The organism is Nonomuraea cavernae (assembly GCF_014646355.1).
Lineage (GTDB): Bacteria > Actinomycetota > Actinomycetes > Streptosporangiales > Streptosporangiaceae > Nonomuraea > Nonomuraea cavernae.
Genome location: NZ_BMNH01000029.1, coordinates 1 through 24037 on the forward strand (window position 1 = coordinate 1; position 24037 = coordinate 24037).

A 24037-nucleotide genomic window follows, 5' to 3' on the forward strand; every position below is an offset into this window, starting at 1 on the left:
TGGCATGGCCACCCGCTATGACAAGCTCGCCGTCCGCTACGAGGCCACACTCACCATCGCCGCCATCAACCAGTGGCTCCGCGCCTTATGAAACACGGCCTAGGCGCTGGGCCCGCCGCACACAGCGGGGAGGAGGACAGCAATGAACGTTGGCGCAGGTAACGGCGCTGACCGAGGAAATGTTCCGAGTGTCGTACACCTCATTTCCGCATTCTGAAGTCTCGGAATTCGGCGAGGACGTCGAACCCGGCCAGACCGACCCGGCCCAGACCTTGTGGGTCGACTCCGGGCACCTCACGCTGGGACACCTGTCGGCCGTCCACATGGAAGGTGTAGGTCGAGCCCTTCCTGGTCACCTTGAGCGTGTGGAAGTCATCGGGGTCGAAGCCGAAGGGCCATGGGATGCGCTCCGCGCTGAACGCCCCCTTCTCCATCACCAGGACGGTGAGCTTGCCCCCTGCGGTGAGCGGTTCGACGTAGTAGCCGATGTCGTTGCCCGGCTCCGTGTTGGAGAACAGCAAGCCGTACTTCGGAGTCTCGTCCCGGCGGCCGTACTCGAGCAAGCGCGCGCGGACCGAGAGCGTGAAGCTGGTGCTCATCGGCCGCTTCGTCCACATCAGGAGCCCCCAGCCGGGGCCTGTGGGTCCTTCGGGGTACCGGATCAACTTGGCGCTGTGTGGACCGGTGATGTCCCACTCTGACACGTCACCCTTCGTATCCCAGCGTCCAGACACTGCAGGGCGTCGTGTGGGGGTTGTCGTCGGGGTGGGGGTTGGAGTGGTGGCCGACGAAGGGGTCGGGCTTGTGCTCGGAGTGGCCTTCCGGGCGGAGGCCGGCGGGGTCGTGCCGGTTGGCGTGGCAGACGTTGGCGTGGCAGACATTGGCGTGGGAGGAGCCGGCGTGGCTGAGGCCGGCTGGCCGAGCGTGGTGGTGACCGCTGGGTCTGCGACTGCGGGCGGGCTGGTTGAGGGCGCGGGCCACAGGATGTAGGCCGCACTCACCGTCACCACCGCCACCGCCACCGCCACCGCCACCGCAGGCCGTCCCCACGAGGAGGTACGGCGGGCAGCATGCTCTCGTCCAGGCGACGCCGGTGTGGTGTCACGGCGAGCCTCAGCAGGTCCGTTGTCCCTGCGAGAGTCGCCGCCGGGCACGCTGTCCGGGGGAGGTGTCACGGGTACGGCGGCTGGGGAGCCATCCATCAGCGCGTTCCAGGCCGTCTGGGCGTCAGGGCGCAGCGCGGGATCCTTCTGAAGACACGCCGCCAGCACGTCATGCAGCGGCTCACCGATGGCCCGGAGGTCAGGCTCGATGTTGAGCACCCGATGCATGACCGCAGGGATGGAGTCAAGGCCGAACGCGGGCGAACCGGTGGCGGCATAGACCATCGTCCCGGCCCACGAGAACAGATCCGAGGCGGACCCGATCCGCTCGCCCCGAATCTGCTCGGGCGACATGTAGCCGGGCGAGCCCACCACACTGCTGGCGGTGACGGAGGAGGCGTCCAGCGCCCTGGCGATGCCGAAGTCGATCGTCCTAGGCCCGTCAGCGGCCAGTAACACGTTGGAAGGCTTGAAATCGCGGTGTACGATGCCCGCCCGGTGGATGGAGATCAGAGCGGTCATGGTCCCCACCGCGAGCCGTACCAGATCGTCGCCGGTCAAGGGGCCACGCGTGCGTACGGCCTGCTGGAGGGAGACGCCCTCGACCAGTTCGGAGACGATGTACGGCACGGCGCCCGCGAATCCGACGTCGAGCACGCGTGCCGTACAGAATTGGGCCACCCGGCGGGCCAGCTCGACCTCACGCTGGAAGCGCTGTACGGCGGCGGTGTCACCGGCGAAGCGGGCGTGCAGGACCTTGGCCGCGATCGCGGTGCCGTCGGGTGCCCGCCCGGCGAAGACGGCGCCCTGCCCGCCCTCACCGAGGAAACCGAGAAGAATGTAGGGGCCCAGCGCTGTCGGATCCCCGGGGCGCAGTGGCTGCATGAAGGGGATCTTAGGGTGATCCAGGCGCGAACCAGCACCCGAATCCCTGACGGAACCGACATTTCCAGCAGATCACGCAACTCGTCGGGATAGTCGGTGACGATTCAGGTCACGCGACAGTACTCTCTATCGACACACCACCGGTTCCTGTCAATCCCCTCAAAGTGTGGAGACGTCCTACGCCACAGCGGTCCTCAGCAGGACCGTTGGTGCTTGCCGCTTCTCGATCATCTGACGCTCGAATGTGACAGGCGGCAGTGCGCCGCTGGCACTGTGCCTGCGCTTGCTGTTGCAGAAGTCCGCGATCCAGGTCGCGATCTTCAGTCGTGCCTCGGCGCGGGTACGGAAGCGCTGCCGATGTACGAACTCGACCTTCAGGGTGCTGTTGAACGCCTCCGAAGCGGCGTTGTCGAGCGCGCACCCGACCCGGCCCATCGACTGCACCACCCCGTGCTTGCGGCATTCAGCCTGATAGCGGGCAGCTGTATATTCCGAGCCGCGATCGGAGTGGAAGATCACGCCGTCCACGTCACCACCACGCGCGACCACGGCCATCTGCAGCGAGGCGACCGTCAGCGCCGCGTCATGGTGTTCCGACACGGAAACAGATCTTGTGGGGGGACGCCGAACTCGGTCCTCTGGGACTCGATGAACTCCACCACGGTTATCGGTTCAGCGAGTCCTTGACCCATAGGACCACGGATCGTTTGAGGACGTCATCACGCTCGTCCTCCAGCTCCGCGCGCTCCTTCTCCCAGGCGGCCTTCTCTTTGGCGTGCTGCTTGACCAGTTCGGCCTTCTCCCGCCGCAGCCGCTCCAGCTCCTCCTGCTCGGACTCCTTCAGCTTGCCGCCTCCGTTGCCGTCACGCCCGGCCTGCCCCGTTGCGTGCCGGTCCATCTGCACCGAGTTGTACAGCGGTACTCGTTGATACCCAGGTCCCGCGCGAGGTGCGCGACGGGTTTGCCGGTCTCCTTGACGATACGCACGCCCCAGCCCGGAACTCCGGATCAAAGCGCCGCCTCGTGGCTCCTGCCACGACCAAACCTCTCCTGGTTCAGTCTCCACGTTACGAGGGGAAGCTCAGTGACGGATCATCCCGGGGGTCAGATCGGGGTCAGACGATCAAAAAGGCCGAGCCCCGATCTCGGAGCTCGGCCTCTGACCTGCTACAACGTGGTGGGCGATACTGGGATCGAACCAGTGACCTCTTCGGTGTGAACGAAGCGCTCTCCCGCTGAGCTAATCGCCCGCCCTGCGGCTCCGTGCGGCGCCGACGGGAAAACCATACCGCACTCTGGCACCCTCTGGCGAAGCGCGATCGCCCTCGAGTGAGGCGGCGGGCGGCGGAGGGTAGGGATTCGAGTGAAAGGCGGTGGTTGCCCATCGGCGTAGGGGCTCGTTGGCATACCATCGAGCTGTTCCGGTAGGCACCCATCGTGATCCTTTCTCCAGAAACGTTCACGAAGGGGCCGCCCGGGACTGGCTCGACAACTCGCAAAACCCTCGCAAATACAACCCGATTGATGCCGTTTAGCCAGGTAGATGCCTAAATGTCCAGCTGTGATATGCGTTACAGAAGGCCTCAGTAGCGGAATCTTTCCTACGGGTTTCTTCGTTCCGCGTCATAGCTCAGGACGAAGTCCGTCAGAGCAGTGAAAGCCCCGAAGAGGGGACCTTCGACGAAAAGGTTTGGCTGACGATGAACAGCACCACCGTCTCCGCCGAGCTTGGCCTTCGGCTTGTGGTCCCCGACCGTACAACCGTCCCCCTGCTCGCCGGACTGAGTTACACAGCCGACGACCCGTACGCCATCCGCATGGCCTTCCACGTAGGGAACGACGAACCGGTCGAGTGGATCTTCGCCCGCGAGCTCCTCACCGTGGGCATCGTGCGACGCGTAGGCGACGGCGACGTGCAGGTCTGGCCCGCACGCGCCGACGGCGAGCGCACCCTGCACATCAGCCTGACGTCACCGTTCGGCCAGGCGCTCTTCGAGGTGCCGCTCGCCCCCCTCACCGAGTTCCTGCATCGCACGTACGAGAAGGTGCCGGCGGGGCGCGAGGTCGACTTCATGGACCTCGACGCCGAGCTGACGAACATGCTCTGGCCGTCCTGACGGCCTATCCCGGAAGCGCGTCCAGCACCCTGCGCATCCGGGCGATCTCGATGCTCTGACCCGAGGAGACGTCTGCGGCCAGCCGCCGCATGTCCGGGTCGCGGCCGCCGGTCAGCTGCTCCCCCGCCATCTTCAGCGCGCCCTCGTGGTGCCTGATCATGAGCTCCAGGAACATCCGGTCGAAGGCCGTGCCCCGGGCCGCACGCAGCGCGTTCATCTCCTCCAGCGTGGCCATGCCGTATCCGGCCGGGCCGTGCGCGTGCTCGGCGGGGATCGGGCGGCCGAGGGCCGACAGCCAGGACGACATGAGGCTGATCTCGGGACGCTGGGCCATCGCGATCTGCTCGGCGAAGCGCCGCACGCCGGCGTCGGTCGTCCGCTCGGCCACCAGGCCGGTCATCTCCAGCGCCTGACGATGATGCGGGATCATGCCTTCGGCGAAGCGGACATCGGCCGCCTCCGGCCGCGCGTCCCCCTGCCCGATGCGTTCGCCGGGCGTGGCCGTGCGTGCCGGAGTTCCCGGACCCTGTGGGACGATCACCGGTGCGTCGGTGCCGATGGGGGACGGCTGGTCCGGCTCCTCAGCGCAACCGGCCAGTACGAAAGCCGCCACAATCGTGACAATCAACGTGCGCGAGCGGAATCGTACTGACATAGCTTCCATACTGAGTCACAAGACTAGGGGTGCGGGCGTGATCTCTGTGAGGGTACGGGGGGCGGCGTTGTGCGCGGTCTTCCTGTTGGTGGCGGCATGTGGCGCGGGGCCGGGCACGGCCGGGCCCGAGTCGCCGGGCCCGGGCCGGGCACCTGAGACGAGCGCTCCCCCGTCGGGCGACGTGCTGACGAGCGACAACGTCAAGCTGGTCGCCAACGTGCCGCGCACCGCCCCGCTCGACAAGGAGATGGACTGGAACACCGACCTCGCGTTCCAGGGCGACTACGCGTTCGTGGGCAACTTCGGCGGGTTCTCGATCTACGACATCAGCGACCCGACGGCGCCCAAGACGGTCAGCCAGGTCGCCTGTCCGGCGCAGCAGAACGACATCTCGGTCCACGGTGACCTGCTGATCCTGTCGGTCGACCAGCCGCGCAGCGGTGAGAGCTGCGACTCGGACGACAGGACGCGGACCTGGGAAGGGCTGCGCATCTTCGACATCAGCGACAAGAAGAACCCGCAGTACGTCTCGGCGGTGCGTACCGACTGCGGTTCGCACACCCACACGATGGTCCCGCAGGGCGAGACGCTCTACGTGTACGTGTCCTCCCCCGGCCCCGAGCCGGACTCGACGACCTGCCCCGAGCCGCACGAGGTCATTCAGGTCGTGAAGATCCCGACGGACGATCCCAAGTCGGCGGCGATCGTGTCCAAGCCGGACATCTTCCCCGATCGGCAGCTGGGCGCGGGCGGCTGTCACGACATCACCGCCTACCCGGAGAAGAAGCTGGCCGCGGCCGCCTGCTTCGGTGACGGCGTGCTGCTCGACATCTCCGATCCGGTCAGCCCCAAGGTGCTGCAGCAGATCCGCGACGAGGCCAACTTCCAGATCTGGCACTCGGCGACGTTCAACAACGACGCGACCAAGGTGGTCTTCGGCGACGAGCTGGGCGGCGGTTCGATGCCGACCTGCGACGGCGACACGCCGCAGACCAAGGGCGCCAACGCGATCTACGACATCGTCGACGGCAAGCTGGAGCGGCGCGGCTACTTCAAGATGCCCCGCCAGCAGCAGAAGACCGAGAACTGCGTGGCCCACAACGGCTCGCTGATCCCGGTGCCCGGCAAGGACGTCATGGTCCAGGCGTGGTACCAGGGAGGCGTGTCGATCTGGGACTTCACCGACTCGTCCGCGCCCAAGGAGATCGGCTACTTCGAGCGCGGGCCCTTCGAGGAGGAGGGTGTGGCCGGATCCTGGTCGGCCTACTACTACAACGGCTACATCTACTCCGCCGACATCCGTAAGGGCCTGGACGTCATCTCCATCGACGATCCCCTGACGGATCCCGCCAAGAAGGTCACGATGAAGGACTTCAACGTGCAGACGCAGCGGGCCTACTGAGGCGCCTCGATCGTCCCCGGCCGCCACTTGCCGTAGGTGGTCGTGAACGACGAGGTGACGCGGGTGTTGGAGTTGAGCGCACGCCAGGCGAAGTCGAACCGGACCGGCCTGTCGTGCGCGTCCAGCCGCAGCTTCCAGGTGATCTGGCTGTCGCCGAGCTCCTCCGAGGTCCACCCGCCGGTGATCTCGGACAGCTTGTCCCGCACGACCGCGGGCGCTTTGTCGGCGACCAGGGACCCGGAGTAGTCGCGCCCCGCTCCGTTCACCCGGGGCGTGAGGTTGACCAGGTCCAGCAGGACGCCGATCCCGCCGGTCACCGGCACCATGGTGGCGAAGGCGAGCGCGGCCGAGTCCGGCTCCCCGGTCACCCGCCGTCCGTTGAGGTAGGTCAGGTCGTCCTCCTCCGTCCTGATGAACACCACCTGGGCGGTCTCGCCTTCGGAGGAGGCCCGCATGCTGAAGTCGGTCGCGCTCCCGCCCAGGGTCCCGTAGGCGAGCCGGCCCTTGGCCGTGCCGTAGAAGGCGCTCTGGCTCAGCCCGCCGTCGTAGGAGAAGTCGGCCATGGAGGTCACGGTGACCGCGGCCTCCACCGCGGCGACCAGCTCCGACGATCGGGTGGGCGGCGGGCCGGCGGACGGTTGTCGCGACTCGGTCGCGGATGGGCGTGACGTCCGCGCGGAGGAACTCGACGTGGTCGAGGGCGGCTGGCTGGTCGCGGTGCCCGCCGGGGAGCCGTCGGAGGCGCCGGCGACGATCCGGCGCCACAGCAGCCCGCCGGTCACCGCCGTCGCCGCGGTGACGGCGCCGGCGCCGAGAAGCACGTGCCGGCGCGAGAGGCGCGGCGAGCCGGCCGCCACCGCGCCCTGCTCGAGCACGTCCATCTCGCCGGCCGGCCGCCTCTCGCCGAGCAGGTCGAGCAGCAGGTCACGGGCCGTGGGCCGGGCCGCCGGGTCCTTGGCCAGGGTGCGCGCGACGACCTCGCGCAGGGGCTGGGCGAGCCCGGTCAGGTCGGGTTCGGCGCTCATGATCCGGTAGGCCACCGCCGCGATCGTGTCGGCGAGGAACGGCGGGCGGCCGGTGGCGGCGAACACCATGGTCGAGCCCCAGGCGAACACGTCGGCGGCCGGGCCGGTCGGCCCGTCGCCGAACTGCTCCGGAGCCATGTACGGCGGCGTGCCGGCGAGCGCGCCTCGGGTGGCGGTGAGCCCGGTCAGCCGGGCGATGCCGAAGTCGATGACGCGCGGCCCGCCGGGCGCCATCAGCACATTGGCGGGCTTGAAGTCCCGGTGCACCACGCCCGCACCGTGGATCGCGGTGAGCGCGGTGGCCGTGCCGATGGCCAGCCGGGTCAGGGCCGCGCCGCCCAGCGGGGCGACGTCTGACAGCGGCGGGCCGTCGACGTACTCGCTGACGATGTACGGAGGGTCGTGGTCGAGGTCGGCGGCGATCACCCGGGCGGTGCAGAACTCGGCGACCTGGCGGGCCGCGGCGAGCTCCCGGGCGAAGGAGCGGTCGATGCCGCCCGTCATGACCTTGATCGCCACCCGCTCGCCGCCGGGAGCCTCAGCCAGGTAGACCACGCCCTGGCCGCCCTCACCGAGCCTGCCCACGATGGCGTGCTCGCCTAAGCGCTCGGGATCTCCCGGGCGCAGCGCACCAGCGACCACCCAGACCTCACCTCTCGCACGAGTGCTGCCACGCTATCTCAGGGGTTGAGGTCGGCGGCGGCGCGTTCGGCGAAGATCCGCATCGCCTTGGCGGTGATCGGGCCGGGCGCGATCGGCAGCTCGGTCTCGTCGACCAGCCTGATCGGCTGGACGTCGCGGGTGGTGGAGGTGAGGAACGCCTCCTCGGCGGTGTAGAGCTCGGCCAGGGGCACGTCGACCTCCTCGCCGCCGCACCATTCGAGCACCAGGGCCCTCGTCACGCCGGCCAGGCAGCCGGACGCGAGCGTCGGGGTGAGCAGCCGCCCGCCGCGGACGACGAAGATGTTGGAGCCGGTGCCCTCGCAGAGGTCGCCCGCCAGGTTGCCGAAGATCGCCTCGCCGCCGCCGCGCGCCTTGGCGTGGGCCAGGGCCTTGGCGTTGTCGCCGTAGGAGGTGCTCTTGACGCCGGACAGGGCGCCGCGCTCGTTGCGCGGCCAGGGGACCACGGTGACGGCGGCCGCGGCGGGGAACGGCTTCTGTTCGTCGACGATCACCACGGAGGTGGTGCCCTGGTCGCCCCGGTCGGAGCCGAGCGGGCCCGGGCCGCTGGTGTAGGTGATGCGGATGCGGCCGAGCGGCCAGTCGGGCGCTGCGGCCAGGCACTGGTCGATGCCGTCGGCGATGGCCTCGACGTCGGGCTCGGGCAGGTCCATGCGCTGGGCCGACAGCTTGAGCCGGTCGAGATGCCGGGTGAGCGCGAACGACCGGCCGTGAACGATCTTCACGGTCTCGAACACGCCGTCACCGACCATCAGTCCGTGATCGAACACCGAGACGGTGGCCCGCGAGGGGTCGATCAGGTCCCCGTTGACCCAGACAGGGATAGTCATCAAGTGCCTCCTGAGGATGCCAATGAGATGAGCCTGGACGCTTTCAGCTCGGTCTCCAGCCATTCACGCGCGGGATCGCTGCCCCACGTGATGCCCGCGCCCGTGCCGAACCGGATCTCGCTCGCGGAGATCCAGAACGTGCGGATGCCCACGGCCAGCGCCGCCCGGCGACGGTCGGCGTCGACCCAGCCCACCGCACCACAGTACGGCCCCCGGGGCTCGGCTTCGAGCCGGTTGATGATGCGCGACGCGGACGACCTGGGCGCGCCGGTGACCGAGCCCGGCGGGAACGTGGCCGCGAACAGCTCAGGCCAGCCCACTCCCGGCGCCGGCTTCGCGCGCACCGTCGAGACGAGGTGGACCAGGCCCGGATGCTCCTCCACCACGCACAGCTCCGGCACCTCGACGGAGCCGACGGCCGCGACCCTGCCGAGGTCGTTGCGGACCAGGTCGACGATCATGACGTTCTCGGCGTAGTCCTTGTCCAGCAGGTCGGCCGCGGTGACGCCGGTGCCCTTGATCGGCCTGGATTCGACCACGTCGCCGTCGCGTGACAGGTAGAGCTCGGGCGAGGCCGACACCACGCTGAGCCCCGGCACCTGGATCACGGCGGAGTAGGGGGCCGGGTTGCCGGTGGCCAGGCGGGCGGCGAGCGCCAGCGGGTCGGCGTCGCCGGGGACGGGCGCGGTCAGCACGCGGCACAGGTTGGCCTGGTAGACCTCGCCTCGCTCGATCTCGTCGCGGATGGCCTGGACGCCGCGCTCGTAGGCGGCCCGGTCGAGCGAGCTGCGCCACTGCTCGGGGCGGGGGCCGTGCCAGGGCCGCCGGGGCGCGGGCAGCGGCGCGGGACGTACGCGATCGAAGCGGGCGCAGGTCGCCTTGCCCTCGAAGTCGACCACGACAGCCCACCAGCCCTCGCCGTCGAGGGCGGCGAGGTCGGTCGTGACGTCGCGCAGGCCCGTGGCGAGAAGACCGGCTACGTGGGCGAAACCATCGTGCACGTCTCCCATTCTCCCAGCAACCGGACGAACTCCAGCGCCGCCGGAAGCGGGGTCCGGGGCAGGGCCGCGTAGACCCGGCGGGCGGGCGCCTGCCCCCGCAGTGGCCGCAGCACCAGGTCGGCGGGCACGGCCCGCGCCGCCAGCTCGGGGACCAGCGTCACCCCGAGCCCGGCGGCGACGAACCCGAACTTGCCCGTCCACTCGGCCACCCGCAGCCCGCTGCGCGGCGTGAACCCGGCGGCGGCGCACGCGGTCAGCAGGAGGGTCGGCTGCCCGCCCGGCGCGGCCTCGATCCAGGTCTCCTGGGCCAGGTCGCGCAGGTCGACGGTGTCGTCACCGGCCAGCCGGTGCGTACGCGGCAGCGCGACCAGGAGCCGGTCGTCGCGCAGCGGCACGATCTCGCCGCCCTCGACGGGCAGGCCCGACGGGTAGTCGCTGATCACCGCGACGTCGAGGGCGCCGGCGTCCAGCCGGTCCATCAGCCGCCCGGTCAGCCCTTCGACCAGCCGCAGCTCGACGCCCGGATGCGTTTCGGCGAAGCGCCGCAGCGCGCCCGGCACCAGATCGACGTTGGCCGTGGCGAACGCGCCGATCCGCAGGGTGCCGGCGTTGCCGCCATGGATGGCGGCCAGCTCCTCTCCCGCGCGTTCGAGCCGGTCGAGGACGGCCACGGCATGCCGGTGCAGCGACACCCCGGCGGGTGTCAGGCGTACGCCTCGGGCCAGGCGCTCGAAGAGCGGACCTCCGGCGGCGCGCTCCAGCGCGGCGATGCGCCGGGAGACCGCCGACTGGGTGTAGCCGAGCAGCTCGGCGGCGGCGGTGAACGATCCGCTCCTGGCGACCTCGTCGAAGAGGCGGAGCGCGGTGGCGTCAAAGGCATGCGTGTTCATCATGGCTGGCATGCAATCTAGTCGTTGGTGGAATACTTCGCATCCCTGTTCAATGAGCCACGTGATTGCATTTCTTGGACAGGGACGCATGGGCGTCCCCATGGCCCGGCGGCTCCACGAAGCCGGGCACGAGGTGACGGTGTGGCGGCGCGGCACGGGGGTCTCCGCCGCCGAGGCGGTGGACGGGGCCGAGCTGGTGATCACCATGCTGCGCGATCCGGCCGCGGTGCGCGAGGTGCTGGCGGCGGCGCGGCCGGGGCTGCGGCCGGGGGCGACGGTGGTGGAGATGTCGACGATCGGCCCCGAGGCCGTGCGCGAGCTGCGCGAGCTGCTGCCCGCCGAGGTCGGGCTGGTCGACGCGCCGGTGCTGGGCAGCGTCGGGCCGGCCGCCGACGGCACCCTGACCGTGCTGGCCGGAGGCGACCTGACGGAGTGCCGGAAGGTGCTGTCGGTGTTCGGCACGGTACGCGAGACGGGTCCGGTCGGGTCGGGCGCGGCACTGAAACTCGCCGTCATGAGCGCGCTCGTCCCGGCCCAGGTGCTGCTCGCGGAGACCTTCGCGTACGGCGAGGCCCACGGCGTGTCCCCTGAGGCGCTGGCGGACGTGCTCTCGGGCACCCCGCTGGGCGGCCTGGCGGACCGGCTGCGGGCTCCCGCGGCGGAGACCCGCTACGCGCTCGGCCTGGCGGCCAAGGACCTCGCGCTCGCCGCGTGGGACGGCGCGTCGCTGGCCACGGCCGCCAGGAAGCGGCTGCGGGAGGCCGAGACGGCCGGGCTGGGCGACCGCGACCTGACGGCGATCGCCCGCCACGTCATGGACCGGCCCGCGCGCCGGACCGTGCCGCTCAACCCGGCGACCGTGCCCGCGACCAACGGCGCCTACTCCCACGCCGTGCGGGTCGGCGACATGCTCTACGTCGCCGGGCAGGCCGCGATCGGCGAGCGGGGGGAGGTGGTCGGCGAGGGCGACATGGCCGCCCAGTCGGAGCACATCTTCCAGAACCTCTCGCGGATCCTCGCCGACCAAGGGGCGACGTTCGAGGACATCGCCTTCGTCCGGACGTACATCACGGACATGGACCGGTTGATGGAGTACGGCGCGGTGCGCCGGAGGTATCTCACCGGCACTCCCCCGGCCAGCACCACCGTGGAGGTGTCGCGGCTGTTCCGGCCGGGGCTGCTGCTGGAGGTGGACCTGATCGTGGCCCTGCGCTGACCCCCCGGGACGGGAGATCGGGGCCGGCGGGTCAGGCGAGCGGGCCGGTGACCGACTCGGCCGCCGCGACCACCGAGCCGTCCGCGACCAGACGGACGGCCGACTCGATCTCCGGGGCGAGGAACCGGTCGGGCCCCGGGCCGGGGACCGCCTCACGCAGCGCCCTCACCACCGCCGCCGTCGCCGGGGCGGCCTGCAGCGGGGCGCGCAGGTCGAGCGCCCGGGCGGCGGTGAGCACCTCGACGGCCAGCACGCGGGTCAGCCCGTCGACCGATCTGCGCAGCTTGCGGGCCGCCGACCAGCCCATCGACACGTGGTCCTCCTGCATCGCCGAGCTGGGGATCGAGTCGACGCTGGCCGGCACGGCCAGCCGCTTCATCTCGGAGACGATGGCCGCCTGGGTGTACTGGGCGATCATGTGGCCGGAGTCGACTCCGGGGTCGTCGGCCAGGAAGGCGGGGAGCCCGTGGTTGCGGGCCACGTCGAGGAAGCGGTCGGTGCGGCGCTCGGACATCGAGGCGACGTCGGCGGCCACGATCGCGAGGAAGTCCAGCACGTACGCGAGGGGAGCGCCGTGGAAGTTGCCGTTGGACTCGACGCGGCCGTCGGCGAGCACCGCCGGGTTGTCGACGGCGCTGGCGAGCTCCCAGCGGGCGACGTTCGCGGCGTGCGCGATCGTGTCGCGGGCGGCGCCGGCCACCTGGGGCGCGCAGCGCAGGGAGTAGGCGTCCTGGACGCGGGTGCACGCCTCGGGGTCGCGATGGCTCTCCATCACGCCGGAGTTTTGCAGAATTTTCACCATGTTGGCGGCCGACAGGGCCTGGCCCGGCTGCGGCCTGAGCGCCTGTAGCTCAGGGGCGAACACCCGGTCGGTGCCGAGCAGGGCCTCGACGCTCATCGCGGCGCTGACGTCGGCGGTCCGGATGAGCCCGGTCAGGTCGTCGATGGCCAGGATGAGCATGCCCAGCATGCCGTCCGTGCCGTTGATCAGCGCCAGGCCCTCCTTGGCGGCCAGCTCGACGGGCTCGATCCCGGCCTGTTTGAGCGCCTCGGCCGCCGAGGTGAGCTCTCCGGAGGCGTCGCGGACGACGCCCTCACCCATCAGGGCGAGCGCCGCGTGCGCCAGTGGCGCCAGGTCACCGGAGCAGCCCAGGCTCCCGTACTCGTGGACGACCGGCGTGATCCCCGCGCTGATCAGCGCGGCCAGGGTCTTGGCGGTGACCGGCCGGATGCCGGTGTGGCCGGTCGCGAGCGTGTGCAGGCGCAGCAGCATGAGCGCGCGGATCACCTCGGTCTCGACCTCCGGCCCGTTGCCGGCCGCGTGCGAGCGCACCAGCGAGCGCTGCAACTGGGCGCGCAGCGCCGGGTCGATGTGCCGGGTGGCGAGCGCGCCGAACCCGGTGGAGATGCCGTAGGCGGGCGTATCGCTCTCGGCCAGCTCGTCGACCCGCTGGCGCGCCGCCGAGACCGCCGCCATGGCGTCGTCGGTCAGCCGCACGGCGGCGCCGTGGCGGGCCACCCGGATGACGTCGTCGAAGGTGAGGGGTTCCGGACCGACGTTCACGACCTCGTTGTCGCCCATGAGCTTCACTCCTGCTTAGGTAACTGGCGTATGCGATGTTAGCTCCTTACCGGAGAACAACTCCGCCAGCCCTCCCCTGCCCGCGTCGGTCAGGACCACCGCTCTCGGCACCGTCCCCCTGACGTACCAGCCGCGTTCGAGGAACACGCTGGTCAGCGCGGCGCCGAGGGCTCCGCCGAGATGGGCCCGGCGTTCGGTCCAGTCGAGGCATTCGGGCGCGAAGCGCCGTCTGGCCGCGCGGGCCGCCGCCACGTCCACGCCGATCCCGGACAGCGACCGCTCCCCTTCGGGGGTCAACTCGCCGTCCCGCCAGTGGCCGCCCTCCCTGAGCCGGTCGAGCAGCAGCACGCCGGCCCGCCCGGCCAGGTGGTCGTAGCAGGTGCGGGCCTCCTCCAGCAGCCGCGCCTGCCGCGACTGGCGCAGGGACCGTACGGGAGGCCGGGCGCTCATCCGGGCCAGCACCTCCAGCACCTCGGCGACCTCGTGCCCGGCCAGCCGGTAGTAGCGATGGCGGCCCTGCCGTACGACGTCCACGAGCCGTCCGTCGAGCAGGCGGGACAGGTGGGCGCTGGCGGTGGCGGCGCTGACGCCGGCGAGCCTGGCGAGCTCACCGGCGGCGAGCGCCCGGCCGCCGAGCAGGGCGGTCAGGATGGCGGCCCTGGTGGGGTCGGCGATGAGCGCGGCCACCGGGGCGATGTCGGCGTCGCGTGCGACGTGCTCGGCTCCCATGCTCCGACGCTAGCCCACGGACGTTTCGCCACGTGTCTAAGCATTTCTTGACACGCAACCAAAAGGTTGCTTATATGTCGACATGCATCCGTACGGTTGCCTGAGGCGGTGAGAGACATGGACGCGGTGTTCAAGGCCCTGGCCGACGCCAGCCGCCGAGAGCTGCTCGACAGCCTCAACCGGCGCAACGGCCAGACCCTGCGCGAGCTGTGCGCGGGGCTCGACATGACCCGGCAGGCCGTGACCAAGCACCTGTCCGTGCTGGAGGCGGCCGGGCTGGTGGCGACGGCCAGGCGCGGCAGGGAGAAGCTCCACTACCTCAACTCCGCGCCCATCAACGAGATCGCCGAGCGATGGATCGACCGCTACGACCGCGAGCGGGCGCGCGCGCTCGCGGACCTGAAACACGCACTGGAGGGCACGGCCATGTCCGAGACCACGTTCGTCTACGTCACCTACATCAAGACCACCCCCGACCGGCTGTGGGAGGCGCTGACCACCCCGGCCTTCATCAGCCGCTACTTCGACGACTCGGGCCCGCGCTCCGAGTGGACGCCGGGCGCCCCGATCGCCTGGAAGGCCGACACGGGCCGCGAGTTCAGGGACTGGGGCCAGCGGGTGCTGGAGGCCGAGCCCGGCAAGCGCCTCTCCTACACCTGGCACAACTACGAGCAGGAGCTGGCCGACATGTTCGGCTGGAGCGACGAGAAGCTCGCCGAGCTCAGGAAGGAGCCGATCTCGACGGTCACCTTCGAGATCGAGCCGGCCGGCGAGGGCACGGTCAAGCTGACCGTGACCCACGACGGCTTCGCCCCGGGCAGCGAGATGCTGAAGGGCGTCAGCCAGGGCTGGCCGGCCATCCTGTCCAACCTCAAGACTCTGCTGGAGTCGGACCAGACCCTGGCCTTCGGCTAGAGGAACGGATCAGTTGGGTCCGCGGGGCCCGGTGCTGGTGGTCAGGACTGCGACGCCGCAGTGAGCTTTGCGAAATCAGGGGCGTAGACAGTCATCCAGTGCGGATGCAGCCGGTAGTAGACGACCTCGTCGTCCCAGTCGAAGGCGTCATCGCCATAGAAGTCCTTGAAGTAGGCGAGCAGGTCTGGCCAGTCTGGGGCCGGCACGCCGCCCTGAGGGTTGAGGATCTCCACCGTGCCGTGCGTGAACACGCCCAGATCCTCCCCGCGCATGTGCGCGACGCTGGCGGCGGGGCGAGCGGCGAGGTGGCGGGCCTTGGCGGCGCTGCGCGCCGTGCCGAAGTACCACTTTCCGTGCAGGAAGTGTCCGTCCACACCGCTGATCCGCGGCTCGCCCTTCGCCGTCACGGTGGACAGGGCAAGAGTGCACATCCCGGTCAGAATCTGGGTGAGTTGCTCCGCGGTCAGGGTGCGCTCGGTGACGATCGAGCGGAGGTGCGAGGTGGAGCGGGAGAGGGAGGCGTCGAGGAGGGCTTGGAGCTCTCTGAGCTCTTCTGGCGTGTCACGCATGTAGATCCTTATCTATCCGTAGGCCCGGCCCAGGTCCGTCAACGTTCGCAACCTGACCAGACCTTCCGGGAAGACGATCTGCGGCTACGGCGAAGTACGGGGGACAGGCAATTCTCCCGGACAGCGACTGAACGGTCGATGTTCTTCGTCGACGCTGAGAACGATCGCCGCCGCTCGTTCCGGATCAAGATCGTTCGTCCTCCGCTCGACGTCACCACCTGCGGGGGATTCCAGGCGCTAGGCTCCCTGGGCGACAGGGCGATCGAGCGGAGGTCTTCCGATGGCAGCAGACGGCGTGGCCCTCGTGACCGGCGCGTCCCGCGGCCTGGGCGCCGTGATCGCGCGGCGACTGGCGGCCGACGGGTGGGCCGTGGCGGTCAACTACCACTCCGACGTCGAGGGCGCCCAGCGCGTGGTCGCGGACATCCGTGAGGCCGGCGGCACCGCCGAGGCGTTCGGCGCCGACGTCACCGACGAGGCCGCGACGACCGAGCTGGTCGCTCAGGTCGCCGCCCGGCTCGGGCCGGTGAAGGCGCTGGTGCTCAACGCGACCGGCCCGCAACCGGCCATCGCGGTCGAGGACGTCAGCTGGGACGACCACCTCGACCAGCTGCGTTTCTTCGTCAAGAGCCCCACCTTGCTGGTTCAGGCCGCCCTGCCCGGGATGAAGGCACTCGGCGGCGGCCGGGTGATCCAGATCGGCTCCGACATCGTCGACCGGCTCGTGCCCGGCATGTCGGCCTACGTCGCGGCCAAGGCGGCGCAGTTCGGGCTCACCCGGTCGTGGTCGCGCGAGCTCGGCCCGCACGGCATCACCGTCAACCTCGTCGCCCCGGGCTGGATCCCCGTCGAACGGCACGCCGGCGCCGCCCAGGACGAGCTCGACGTCTACCGGTCCGAGGTGCCGCTGCGCCGGATGGGCACCCCGGACGACATCGCCGCCACCGTCTCGTTCGTCGCCTCCGACGCGGCCGCCTTCATCACCGGCGAACGCATCACCGTCAACGGCGGCCACAGCTAGAACGCCTGACCGCACCGCCATGCTTCGACGCTCGCCCGAACGTTTCGGGGCCACCATCGGCACATGACAGACAATCCCGCACACCTCATCACCGAAGCCATCGACCGCTGCCTCGCGCTCGCCGCCACCTGGCCGGCCTGGGACGGCAGGCCGATCATGACCGACGGGGCCAACGTGTGGACCCCGTCGAAGGCGGCCCGTCGCGTCCAGGACCACCTGGTCGACCACCTGGCCGAGGTGGAGGCGCTGCTCGCCGGCGCCGTCCCGCAGCCCGACGCCTGGCACGGCCGGATGGTGACGCTGGAGTCCGACTGGGCCCGCTTCACCGAGCTCGACCTCGACGAGGCCCGCTCCCGCTGGACCCGGCTCGGCCAGGCGTACCTGAACCGCTACGCGACGGCGCCCGACGCGTGGGACGTGCCCCGCGATCCCAACTGGACCCTGCGCCAGATCGCCGAGCACGTCGCCGGGATCACCTGGTACGCCGAACAGGTCGGCGAACTCCGGTTTGGGGACTCGGCCAGGATTCGCTAGAGTTCTCTCGTCACCACAATCTCGGTGGCGACGCGGAAGTGGCTCAGTGGTAGAGCATCACCTTGCCAAGGTGAGGGTCGCGGGTTCGAATCCCGTCTTCCGCTCGGAGCTTCCGGCACGGTGGAGTGGCCGAGAGGCGAGGCAGCGGCCTGCAAAGCCGTCTACACGGGTTCAAATCCCGTCTCCACCTCCAAGGACGATTAGCTCAGCGGGAGAGCGCTTCCCTGACACGGAAGAGGTCACTGGTTCAATCCCAGTATCGTCCACCATGGTGTCTCACCAGGACCTTTGGCCGCAGAGCGCATGTTCCTGGTCGCCTTCTTCGCGGGCTTCCCTTACTGATCATCTGGACGGTCCGCTACACCACGGCCGTCAACGACGGCAGCGCGTACGGCCGATCAGGGCGCTGGATGGCGCCCTGGTTCGTCATCCTCGGCGTCGTGGTGGCACTCGTGTGGGACGCGCCTTTCTGGCTCCGGTTCACGATCTCGAAACCGAGCATGGAAGCCTTCGCCCGGACGGTGACGGCAGAGGCACCGCGAGACTTCTCCTGCCGCTGGGTCGGGTTGTACCGGATCTGCGATGACTTTCCCTACTCCGGATTGAGGAATCCCGCGTACGTCCCTGGCAGCGTCTGCCTCATCGGCGAAGAATGGGCCATTCACAGCAATACGAACTTCGTCCTGCTCCCCACAGGCGAGCCGGAGGAGACAGCGGACGACACCTACCGACATCTCACCGGGTCCTGGTACGGCTGGCACGGTTGGGACCAATGGTGATGGGCAGCGCCTTGGATTACGCGGCTCCGCGCTCGCGGCCGCCTGTGAGCCCGTAGCATTCGGCTTTCCGGACGAGGAAGGGGCGCGGATGAGCGTGCAGCTGGGCGTGTGGCCGCAGGACGTGCCACTCACCCTGGAAGCGCTGGCCCAGGACCTGGCCGCGGGTGCGACGCCGAGCGACGAGCTGGTCCTCGGATTCGGCCCGGACCTGGAGATGATCGAGACGCCGGAGGCCGGCGCGCCCCCCGAGGAGCCACATCCGGCGACGGCGGCGTTCTACGCCGACCTGACCGCCCGCTTTCCCGACCTGGCCGAGGACAACTACCTCGACTCCCCCTGGTCGGAGCCGCTGACGGTCGGCAGGCACACGGTGTTGATGAGCGTCGTCTTCGCACGCGCGGGAGAGGTCTGCCGCCTGGTCAACGATCTGGCCATCGAGCACGAACTGCTCTGCTTCGCCCCCCGTGACCTGCCGCCCCGCCCCAACGGCTAGAAACCGTGCGGCGACCGCAAACCCGCTTGGCCGCCCTGTTCGGGAGGCGCGAGACTACCTGAACGACATCCGGGAGGTAAGCGGCCGTGATCGACGAGCAGCGGGTGGTGCGGGTCTCGAAGTACCTGGCCAAGCACCTTCGGCACCAGCCCGAGCGGATCGGGATCACCCTCGACCCGCACGGCTGGGTCGAGGTGGACGTGCTGCTGGAGGCCGCCGCGGCGCATGGCTTCCCGATCTCCCGCGCGGAGCTGGAGCAGGCCGTCGCCGACAACGACAAGCGCCGGTACGCGATCGAGGGCGGGCGGATCCGGGCCAGCCAGGGCCATTCGGTGCGCGTCGACCTCGATCTGCCGGTGGTGGAGCCGCCGCCGGTGCTGTTCCACGGCACCGTGGCCCGGAACATGGCCTCGATCATGGCCGAGGGGCTGCGGCCGATGCGCCGCCACCACGTGCACCTGTCCCCCGACCAGGAGACCGCGACCCGGGTGGGCGCGCGGCGTGGCAAACCCGTCGTGCTCGTCGTCGACGCCGGGGCGATGCACGTCTCGGGACACCGGTTCCGGCGCAGCTCCAACGGAGTCTGGCTGGTCGACCACGTCCCGCCCGCCTTCCTCCATGCGATGGAAGACGGGTGACGGGCGGATGCGGCTCGCGGACGGCCGGGAGACCCGTGATCGGGCCGCCCGGCCACTTCGCGGCCGGGTCTAGGGGGAATCCCGTGGCCTGCCACGCTCGTGCCTGGCGATCAGGGTGTCGATCTGGACGCTGAGCCGCGCGCCGAGCGGCCAGCCGACGTAGTGGGTGAGGAAGATGGCGATCTCGCGGAGCTCGTCCGGGGTCAGCTCGCCGTTGCCCAGCGCGGCCGGGAGCTGGATGTCGAGGACGTCGTTGAGGCCACGGCCGGCCAGCACGCCGATGAGGAGCAGGCGGCGGTCGCGCAGGGACAGGCCGGGCCGGGTCCAGATGTCGGCGAAGAGGTGGTCGGCGGTGATGCCGAAGAAGTCGCCGGGGGCGTCGTCGAGCTCCCAGCCGTAGACCTGGCGCATCATGTCCAGCCCGCGCCGCCGCCGTTCGTCGGTCATCTCCGGCTGCCCTTCCCGTCCCAGATCGGTCATCTCCGGCTGCCCTTCCCGTCCCAGATCGGTCATCTCCGGCTGCCCTTCCCGTCCCAGATCGGTCATCTCCGGCCGCCTTCCCGTCCCAGATCGGTCATCTCCGGCCGCCTTCCCGTCCCGGATCGGTCGGGTCCGGCTGCTTCAGGCCCAGGCCGGTGGCGAGGCGGGCGCGGGCGAGCGTGGCGAGCGGGGTGTCGACGCCCAGCTCGGCCGCGAGCTCCAGGGCGAGGTCGAGGTCCTTGTGGCCGAGGGCGAGGACGTTGCGCATGATCTCGTACAGCGGGTCGTCGGGGTCGAGGGGCGCGGTGGTGGGGCGGAGCATGATCGCGCCGGGGCCGCCCGTGACGGCGTCGGAGTGCCTGACCACCCGGCCGAGCTTGCGCAGTGAGACGCCGGCGGCCTCAGCCAGCCGCTGCGCTTCGGCGGCGGCGGCGAAGGAGGCGAAGTGCAGCAGGTTGCGGGCCAGCTTGGCGCGGGTGCCCGCGCCGACGGGGCCCATGTGCAGGACCAGGCCGGCCCAGGCGGCGAAGGGCCGCTCGCAGCGGGCGAAGGCGGCGTCGGTGCCGCCCGCCATGACGGCCAACGTGCCTTCCTGGGCGCCCATGAAGCCGCCGCTGACGGGCGCGTCGACGATCTCGATCCCGTACGGCAGCGCCCGCCCGGCGAGGTCGGCGGCGGTGCCGGCCCGGATCGTGGAGTGGATCGCGACGACCGTGCCGGGAGCGGCGACGGGCAGCAGCCCGGTGACCACCTCGCGGACCTGGTCGTCGTCACGCACCATGACGGAGACGTGCGTGCTGGCGGCGGCCACCTCGGCCGGGCTCGCCGCCGCGCGGGCGCCCGCCTCGACGAGCGGCGCCATGGCCTCCGCACGGGTGTCGTGGACGGTGAGGCCGAAACCGGCCAGGTGGCGGGCCATGGGGGCGCCCATCTGGCCGAGGCCGACGAAGCCGTAGGTCATGACCGGAACACCTCGCCGCCGTCGACGTTGAAGATCTGCCCGGTGATCCAGGCGGCCTCGTCGGAGAGCAGGAACAGGCACATGCCGGCCAGGTCGTCCGGGGTGCCCACGCGCTTGAGCGCCAGCTTGTCGCGGACGATCCGGTCGACCATGCCGGCGGGCACGACCGTCCGGTTGGCCTCGGTGTCGATGGGGCCGGGGGCGATGGCGTTGACCCTGATGCCCAGGCCGCCGAGCTCGTGCGCGAGCTGCTGGGTGAGGGCGTTGACCCCTGCCTTGGCCAGGCCGTAGAAGCCGGAGTACTGCCAGGCGGCGGTGGAGGACTGGTTGACGATCGCCCCTCCCCCGCGCTCGGCCATGTGGGCGTGCACGGCGCGGGCGCACAGGAGCGCGCCGTCCAGGTTCACCGCCATGAAGCTCTTGTAGTAGTCCCAGTCGACGGTGAACAGGAAGTCGAGCCGCATGGTGCCGAAGACGGCGGCGTTGTTGACCAGGTAGTCGATGCCGCCGAAGCGCTCGGCGGCGGCGTCGGCCATGGCGGCGACGGAGCCGGGGTCGGACACGTCGGTGCGCACGTACAGGCCCTTGATCTCGTCGGCGACGGCGGCGCCGCGCTCGCTGAGGTCGGCGACCACGACGGCGGCGCCCTCGGCGGCGAGCGCCCGCGCGTACGCCCTGCCGATGCCCTGCGCGGCGCCGGTGACGATGGCCACCTTGCCGTCGAACCGGTTCATCGGACCCCCTCCGCGATCGCCTTGGTCTCCAGGTACTCCTCGAAGCCGGCCACGCCCATCTCCCTGCCGATGCCCGACTGCTTGTAGCCGCCGAACGGCATGTCGGCGGAGTACCAGATGCCGCCGTTGACGCTGACGGTGCCGGTGCGCAGCCGGCGGGCGACGGCGCGGGCCCGTTCGGGGCTGCCGTGGACGGCGCCGGACAGGCCGTAGGGCGAGTCGTTGGCCAGGCGGACGGCGTCGTCGTCGCCGTCGTGCGGCAGGATCACCAGCACGGGGCCGAAGATCTCCTCGGTGGCCGTGCGGGAGCCGGGGGCGAGCCCCGCGACCAGGGTCGGCTCGATCCAGAAGCCGCGGTCCCTGCCCTCGGGCCGGCCGCCGCCGGTGACGAACTCGCCGCCCTCCTCGGCGGCGAGCCTCAGGTACGCCTCGACGCGGTCGCGCTGGCGGGCGGAGATGACCGGCCCGCAGACGGTGCGCTCGTCGCGCGGGTCTCCGGTGCCCAGCTTGCGCATGGTGGCGGCGGTGAGATCGGCGGCTTCGGCGTACCTGTCGCGCGGGACGAGCAGGCGGGTGGTGATGGCGCAGCCCTGACCGGCGTGGGTGACGGCGGCGAAGGCGGCGTAGCCGCAGGCGGCGGCGAGGTCGGCGTCGTCGAGCACGACGAACGCGGACTTGCCGCCGAGCTCCAGGAAGACCTTCTTGACGGTGCCGGCGGCGGCGCTCATCACCGTGCGACCGGTCGCGGTCGAGCCGGTGAAGGAGAGCAGGTCGACGCGGGGGTCGGCGCAGAGCCGGGCGCCGAGGGCGTGGTCGGCGCCGGTGACGATGTTGACGACGCCCGGCGGGAGGTCGGTCTCCTCGCGGATGAGCAGGGCGAGCGCGGCGGCGCACCAGGGTGTGTCGGGTGCCGCCTTGAGGACGAGCGTGCAGCCCGCGGCGAGCGCCGGGCCGAGTTTGGCCAGGTTGAGCTGGTGGGGGAAGTTCCACGGGGTGATGGCGCCGACGACGCCCGCGGGCTCGCGGACGACGCGGCGCTCGCTGGTCACGCCCATGGGCGCGGCCCGGCCGAGGTCGTGCTCCCAGAGGTAGTCCTCGGCGAGGTCGGCGATCCAGGCCAGGTCGGCGACGGGCGCGTCGAGCTGCGCGCCGTGGGTCAGGAAGCGGGGGGCGCCCGCCTCGGCGATGGTGAGCTCGCGCAGCTCCTCGGCGTGGCGGGTGAGGGCGTCGTGCAGCTGGCGCAGGCAGCGCACCCGGAAGGCGGGGTCGGTGGCCCAGGGGGTGGAGTCGAAGGCGTGGCGGGCGGCGGCGATCGCGTGGTCCAGGTCGGCGGGGGCGGCGTCGGTGGCCTCTCCCAGGGTGTCGCCGGTCGCCGGGTCGAGGGTGCCGAACCGGCGGGGGCCGTAGACGAGCTCCCCGCCGATCAGGAGGGGCGAGAGGTCGCCAAACAAGCGACCGGTTGTTCTGGACACCTGTCCAGACTACAGTTGCCCGCATGACGGAGCGCAAGGACTATTCCGGAGAATTCGATCCGAACTTCCGGTTCGAGGACCTGTCCAAGGAGGCCCTGGTACGGCTCGTCCGCGAGTACGCGCTGATCGTCCACCTGCTCGACCGGTCCGCGCTGATCACCGTCGGCCTGCGGTACGGGCAGCAGGCCGTGGAGGAGATCGCCATCGACGAGTGGCAGGGCGCCAGCCCCGTCTACACCCGGCGGATCCGCGAGATCATGCGGATCGAGGGCGACGGGGTGTCGGCCATCTTCAAGTGCCTGCAGCTCGACCCCGGCTTCGCCCAGCACTACATGGACGTGGAGTACGAGCTCGTCTCGGAGACCCACGGCTTCTTCCAGTTGCGCAGCTGCGGCGCACTGCTGGACGTGGAGCCGTTCGGGGAGCGCGCGACCCGGGGCATGTGCCACCACATCGAGGACGGCACCTTCGACTGGACCGCCCAGGCGGTGAACCCGCGCGCCCGGATCCGGCCGGTGCACCGGCCGCCCCGGACGCCCGCCGGCCGGGTGCCGCACTGCCGCTGGGAGGTGATCATCGACGACGACACCGAGCCCGTCGGCGAGGCCGAGATCACCAGGATGACGCGGGGCACCACGGCCGCGACGTTCAGGTTCCCGCCGATGCGCGACGGCACGCCGCACATCCCCGCCTGACCGGTCCGCCACAGCGCGCCGCGTCTTCCAGCCTGAGCGGCTCACCAGAGCACGCCGCGCATCCCGGTCTGAGCGGCTCACCAGAGCGGGACCGGCGACTCGCCCCGCGGGTGGTAGCCGGGGATCCGCTCCCCGGAGGCGGCCCGGTCCAGGCGGCGCTTCATGCCCTCGGACAGGGTGCCCGCCTTCATCATCTCGACGAACAGCGAGGTGACGTTGCCCAGGTCGAACCAGTCGCGCTGCCACGACCACCGGAAGTCTCCCCCGTAGCGGAACCAGCTGCCGCCGATGCCCGCCACCTCGTACGCGCCGCCACCCGGCCGCTCGGCGTCGGCGATCTGCTTCCAGAACCCGACCACCTCACCGGCGCGGTCGTCGACGAGGACCCGCTGGTACGGGTAGGTCCAGCCGTCCAGGCCGCCCATCTCCGACCCCAGGACCAGGTCGCGGATCTCGTCGCGGCCGACCGCCATGAAGTCCTGGCCGGGGCCGACGTTCCAGCCGTAGGTGGCGTCCTCGGTGTAGAGCTCGGCCAGCGGGCGCCAGTCGCCCGCCTCCTCGCACCGGCGGTTGGCGTCGAGCCAGCGCTGGACCATCTCGTCGAGCTCACTGCGGGGGAAACTGGGCATG

26 protein-coding genes and 4 tRNA genes are annotated in these 24037 nt (G+C 70.7%); 13 read left to right on the forward strand and 17 right to left on the reverse strand.

The genetic code is table 11. The features are described from left to right. Window positions 1-200: 200 nt before the first annotated feature. The 4 genes from IEY82_RS31690 to IEY82_RS31705 form a co-directional block, all read right to left on the reverse strand. Window positions 201-1988, reverse strand: coding sequence for a protein kinase domain-containing protein (locus IEY82_RS31690; protein WP_189127951.1), 1788 nt, complete (start codon window positions 1986-1988; stop codon window positions 201-203). Between the two features lie 177 nt (window positions 1989-2165). Then, window positions 2166-2588: an integrase core domain-containing protein gene (locus tag IEY82_RS31695; RefSeq protein ID WP_189127952.1), complete on the reverse strand. Its 423-nt coding sequence runs from the start codon at window positions 2586-2588 to the stop codon at window positions 2166-2168. A 64-nt stretch (window positions 2589-2652) separates the two neighbouring features. After that, window positions 2653-2886 (reverse strand): hypothetical protein, encoded by a 234-nt coding sequence (locus IEY82_RS31700; RefSeq protein ID WP_189127953.1) that lies wholly within the window; start codon window positions 2884-2886, stop codon window positions 2653-2655. 277 nt (window positions 2887-3163) lie between these two features. After that, window positions 3164-3238: transfer RNA gene (locus IEY82_RS31705), tRNA-Val, on the reverse strand. A 450-nt stretch (window positions 3239-3688) separates the two neighbouring features. Here IEY82_RS31705 and IEY82_RS31710 point away from each other — a divergent pair. Continuing rightward, window positions 3689-4105, forward strand: coding sequence for an SsgA family sporulation/cell division regulator (locus tag IEY82_RS31710; protein ID WP_189127954.1), 417 nt, complete (start codon window positions 3689-3691; stop codon window positions 4103-4105). 4 nt (window positions 4106-4109) lie between these two features. On the opposite strand, the gene IEY82_RS31715 is transcribed toward IEY82_RS31710, so the two are convergent. Next, entirely contained in the window at window positions 4110-4718 is a 609-nt protein-coding gene (locus IEY82_RS31715; protein WP_225264215.1) for a DUF305 domain-containing protein, read from the reverse strand. A gap of 79 nt (window positions 4719-4797) precedes the next feature. Here IEY82_RS31715 and IEY82_RS31720 point away from each other — a divergent pair, with 79 nt between their 5' ends. Then, the gene (locus IEY82_RS31720) at window positions 4798-6162 is read left to right on the forward strand and encodes an LVIVD repeat-containing protein (RefSeq protein ID WP_225264214.1); all 1365 of its coding nucleotides are present in this window, start codon (window positions 4798-4800) and stop codon (window positions 6160-6162) included. Here IEY82_RS31720 and IEY82_RS39565 read toward each other — a convergent pair. Genes IEY82_RS39565 through IEY82_RS31740 form a run of 4 tightly spaced genes read right to left on the reverse strand, consistent with a single transcriptional unit; the run spans window position 6156 to window position 10592 of the window. Next, the gene (locus IEY82_RS39565) at window positions 6156-7829 is read right to left on the reverse strand and encodes a serine/threonine-protein kinase (protein WP_225264213.1); all 1674 of its coding nucleotides are present in this window, start codon (window positions 7827-7829) and stop codon (window positions 6156-6158) included. The genes IEY82_RS31720 and IEY82_RS39565 overlap by 7 nt on opposite strands. 38 nt (window positions 7830-7867) lie before the next feature. Further along, on the reverse strand, window positions 7868-8698 hold the full coding sequence (locus IEY82_RS31730) for an aminotransferase class IV (RefSeq protein WP_189127957.1): 831 nt from the start codon (window positions 8696-8698) through the stop codon (window positions 7868-7870). Next, on the reverse strand, window positions 8698-9708 hold the full coding sequence (locus IEY82_RS31735; RefSeq protein WP_189127958.1) for a chorismate-binding protein: 1011 nt from the start codon (window positions 9706-9708) through the stop codon (window positions 8698-8700). The genes IEY82_RS31730 and IEY82_RS31735 overlap by 1 nt, the downstream gene beginning before the upstream one ends. Beyond that, window positions 9675-10592 (reverse strand): LysR family transcriptional regulator, encoded by a 918-nt coding sequence (locus IEY82_RS31740; RefSeq protein ID WP_225264211.1) that lies wholly within the window; start codon window positions 10590-10592, stop codon window positions 9675-9677. The genes IEY82_RS31735 and IEY82_RS31740 overlap by 34 nt, the downstream gene beginning before the upstream one ends. A 58-nt stretch (window positions 10593-10650) precedes the next feature. Between IEY82_RS31740 and IEY82_RS31745 the strand changes: the two genes are divergently transcribed. Then, window positions 10651-11805 carry a Rid family hydrolase gene (locus IEY82_RS31745; protein ID WP_225264210.1) on the forward strand — a complete coding sequence of 385 codons (1155 nt, stop codon included), beginning with the start codon at window positions 10651-10653 and terminating at the stop codon, window positions 11803-11805. Between the two features lie 31 nt (window positions 11806-11836). On the opposite strand, the gene hutH is transcribed toward IEY82_RS31745, so the two are convergent. Then, complete coding sequence (hutH, locus tag IEY82_RS31750) at window positions 11837-13387, reverse strand: histidine ammonia-lyase (protein ID WP_189127961.1); 1551 nt, start codon at window positions 13385-13387, stop codon at window positions 11837-11839. Window positions 13388-13402: 15 nt separating this feature from the next. Beyond that, window positions 13403-14116, reverse strand: a complete 714-nt coding sequence (locus IEY82_RS31755; RefSeq protein WP_189127962.1) for an ArsR/SmtB family transcription factor — start codon at window positions 14114-14116, stop codon at window positions 13403-13405. A 117-nt stretch (window positions 14117-14233) separates the two neighbouring features. Between IEY82_RS31755 and IEY82_RS31760 the strand changes: the two genes are divergently transcribed. Next, complete coding sequence (locus tag IEY82_RS31760) at window positions 14234-15031, forward strand: ArsR/SmtB family transcription factor (protein WP_189128033.1); 798 nt, start codon at window positions 14234-14236, stop codon at window positions 15029-15031. 41 nt (window positions 15032-15072) lie between these two features. Here IEY82_RS31760 and IEY82_RS31765 read toward each other — a convergent pair whose 3' ends face one another. Beyond that, window positions 15073-15600, reverse strand: coding sequence for a pyridoxamine 5'-phosphate oxidase family protein (locus IEY82_RS31765; RefSeq protein ID WP_189127963.1), 528 nt, complete (start codon window positions 15598-15600; stop codon window positions 15073-15075). Between the two features lie 280 nt (window positions 15601-15880). On the opposite strand from IEY82_RS31765, the gene IEY82_RS31770 reads away from it, so the two are divergent. The 8 genes from IEY82_RS31770 (at window position 15881) to IEY82_RS31805 (ending at window position 19065) form a co-directional block, all read left to right on the forward strand. Beyond that, window positions 15881-16621 (forward strand): SDR family oxidoreductase, encoded by a 741-nt coding sequence (locus tag IEY82_RS31770; protein WP_189127964.1) that lies wholly within the window; start codon window positions 15881-15883, stop codon window positions 16619-16621. A 63-nt stretch (window positions 16622-16684) separates the two neighbouring features. After that, a complete protein-coding gene (locus IEY82_RS31775) occupies window positions 16685-17155 on the forward strand; it encodes a hypothetical protein (protein WP_189127965.1) in 471 nt (156 codons plus the stop codon). 32 nt (window positions 17156-17187) lie between these two features. After that, a tRNA-Gly gene (locus IEY82_RS31780) sits at window positions 17188-17259 on the forward strand. Window positions 17260-17274: 15 nt separating this feature from the next. Further along, window positions 17275-17348, forward strand: a tRNA-Cys gene (locus IEY82_RS31785). A gap of 1 nt (window position 17349) precedes the next feature. After that, window positions 17350-17424: transfer RNA gene (locus IEY82_RS31790), tRNA-Val, on the forward strand. A 141-nt stretch (window positions 17425-17565) separates the two neighbouring features. After that, the gene (locus tag IEY82_RS31795) at window positions 17566-17934 is read left to right on the forward strand and encodes a hypothetical protein (protein ID WP_189127966.1); all 369 of its coding nucleotides are present in this window, start codon (window positions 17566-17568) and stop codon (window positions 17932-17934) included. Window positions 17935-18022: 88 nt separating this feature from the next. Further along, window positions 18023-18427, forward strand: coding sequence for a hypothetical protein (locus tag IEY82_RS31800; protein WP_189127967.1), 405 nt, complete (start codon window positions 18023-18025; stop codon window positions 18425-18427). An 86-nt stretch (window positions 18428-18513) separates the two neighbouring features. Beyond that, window positions 18514-19065, forward strand: a complete 552-nt coding sequence (locus tag IEY82_RS31805) for an RNA 2'-phosphotransferase (protein WP_443686547.1) — start codon at window positions 18514-18516, stop codon at window positions 19063-19065. A 69-nt stretch (window positions 19066-19134) separates the two neighbouring features. Here IEY82_RS31805 and IEY82_RS31810 read toward each other — a convergent pair whose 3' ends face one another. The 4 genes from IEY82_RS31810 to IEY82_RS31825 are packed head-to-tail and all read right to left on the reverse strand — an operon-like array spanning window position 19135 to window position 22691. Next, on the reverse strand, window positions 19135-19611 hold the full coding sequence (locus IEY82_RS31810; protein ID WP_229697746.1) for a carboxymuconolactone decarboxylase family protein: 477 nt from the start codon (window positions 19609-19611) through the stop codon (window positions 19135-19137). Between the two features lie 28 nt (window positions 19612-19639). Beyond that, on the reverse strand, window positions 19640-20506 hold the full coding sequence (locus IEY82_RS31815; RefSeq protein ID WP_189127968.1) for an NAD(P)-dependent oxidoreductase: 867 nt from the start codon (window positions 20504-20506) through the stop codon (window positions 19640-19642). Beyond that, window positions 20503-21240, reverse strand: a complete 738-nt coding sequence (locus tag IEY82_RS31820) for an SDR family oxidoreductase (protein WP_189127969.1) — start codon at window positions 21238-21240, stop codon at window positions 20503-20505. The genes IEY82_RS31815 and IEY82_RS31820 overlap by 4 nt, the downstream gene beginning before the upstream one ends. Beyond that, window positions 21237-22691 carry an aldehyde dehydrogenase gene (locus tag IEY82_RS31825; RefSeq protein ID WP_189127970.1) on the reverse strand — a complete coding sequence of 485 codons (1455 nt, stop codon included), beginning with the start codon at window positions 22689-22691 and terminating at the stop codon, window positions 21237-21239. Before IEY82_RS31825 ends, IEY82_RS31820 begins: the two co-directional genes overlap by 4 nt. A 44-nt stretch (window positions 22692-22735) precedes the next feature. Between IEY82_RS31825 and IEY82_RS31830 the strand changes: the two genes are divergently transcribed. Continuing rightward, window positions 22736-23407, forward strand: coding sequence for a hypothetical protein (locus IEY82_RS31830; RefSeq protein ID WP_189127971.1), 672 nt, complete (start codon window positions 22736-22738; stop codon window positions 23405-23407). Window positions 23408-23484: 77 nt separating this feature from the next. Here IEY82_RS31830 and IEY82_RS31835 read toward each other — a convergent pair whose 3' ends face one another. After that, the gene (locus tag IEY82_RS31835) at window positions 23485-24036 is read right to left on the reverse strand and encodes a nuclear transport factor 2 family protein (RefSeq protein ID WP_189127972.1); all 552 of its coding nucleotides are present in this window, start codon (window positions 24034-24036) and stop codon (window positions 23485-23487) included. Between the last annotated feature and the right edge of the window lies 1 nt (window position 24037).

Bases quoted from the DNA above. Each gene is read 5' to 3' on its own strand.
- IEY82_RS31690 (WP_189127951.1), bottom strand. From the start codon at position 1,988: ATGCAGCCACTGCGCCCCGGGGATCCGACAGCGCTGGGCCCCTACATT.
- IEY82_RS31700 (WP_189127953.1), bottom strand. From the start codon at position 2,886: ATGGACCGGCACGCAACGGGGCAGGCCGGGCGTGACGGCAACGGAGGC.
- IEY82_RS31710 (WP_189127954.1), top strand. From the start codon at position 3,689: ATGAACAGCACCACCGTCTCCGCCGAGCTTGGCCTTCGGCTTGTGGTC.
- IEY82_RS31730 (WP_189127957.1), bottom strand. From the start codon at position 8,698: ATGACTATCCCTGTCTGGGTCAACGGGGACCTGATCGACCCCTCGCGG.
- IEY82_RS31735 (WP_189127958.1), bottom strand. From the start codon at position 9,708: ATGGGAGACGTGCACGATGGTTTCGCCCACGTAGCCGGTCTTCTCGCC.
- IEY82_RS31740 (WP_225264211.1), bottom strand. From the start codon at position 10,592: ATGATGAACACGCATGCCTTTGACGCCACCGCGCTCCGCCTCTTCGAC.
- hutH (WP_189127961.1), bottom strand. From the start codon at position 13,387: ATGGGCGACAACGAGGTCGTGAACGTCGGTCCGGAACCCCTCACCTTC.
- IEY82_RS31755 (WP_189127962.1), bottom strand. From the start codon at position 14,116: ATGGGAGCCGAGCACGTCGCACGCGACGCCGACATCGCCCCGGTGGCC.
- IEY82_RS31760 (WP_189128033.1), top strand. From the start codon at position 14,234: ATGGACGCGGTGTTCAAGGCCCTGGCCGACGCCAGCCGCCGAGAGCTG.
- IEY82_RS31765 (WP_189127963.1), bottom strand. From the start codon at position 15,600: ATGCGTGACACGCCAGAAGAGCTCAGAGAGCTCCAAGCCCTCCTCGAC.
- IEY82_RS31770 (WP_189127964.1), top strand. From the start codon at position 15,881: ATGGCAGCAGACGGCGTGGCCCTCGTGACCGGCGCGTCCCGCGGCCTG.
- IEY82_RS31775 (WP_189127965.1), top strand. From the start codon at position 16,685: ATGACAGACAATCCCGCACACCTCATCACCGAAGCCATCGACCGCTGC.
- IEY82_RS31795 (WP_189127966.1), top strand. From the start codon at position 17,566: ATGGCGCCCTGGTTCGTCATCCTCGGCGTCGTGGTGGCACTCGTGTGG.
- IEY82_RS31800 (WP_189127967.1), top strand. From the start codon at position 18,023: ATGAGCGTGCAGCTGGGCGTGTGGCCGCAGGACGTGCCACTCACCCTG.
- IEY82_RS31810 (WP_229697746.1), bottom strand. From the start codon at position 19,611: ATGACCGATCTGGGACGGGAAGGGCAGCCGGAGATGACCGATCTGGGA.
- IEY82_RS31815 (WP_189127968.1), bottom strand. From the start codon at position 20,506: ATGACCTACGGCTTCGTCGGCCTCGGCCAGATGGGCGCCCCCATGGCC.
- IEY82_RS31820 (WP_189127969.1), bottom strand. From the start codon at position 21,240: ATGAACCGGTTCGACGGCAAGGTGGCCATCGTCACCGGCGCCGCGCAG.
- IEY82_RS31830 (WP_189127971.1), top strand. From the start codon at position 22,736: ATGACGGAGCGCAAGGACTATTCCGGAGAATTCGATCCGAACTTCCGG.
- IEY82_RS31835 (WP_189127972.1), bottom strand. From the start codon at position 24,036: ATGCCCAGTTTCCCCCGCAGTGAGCTCGACGAGATGGTCCAGCGCTGG.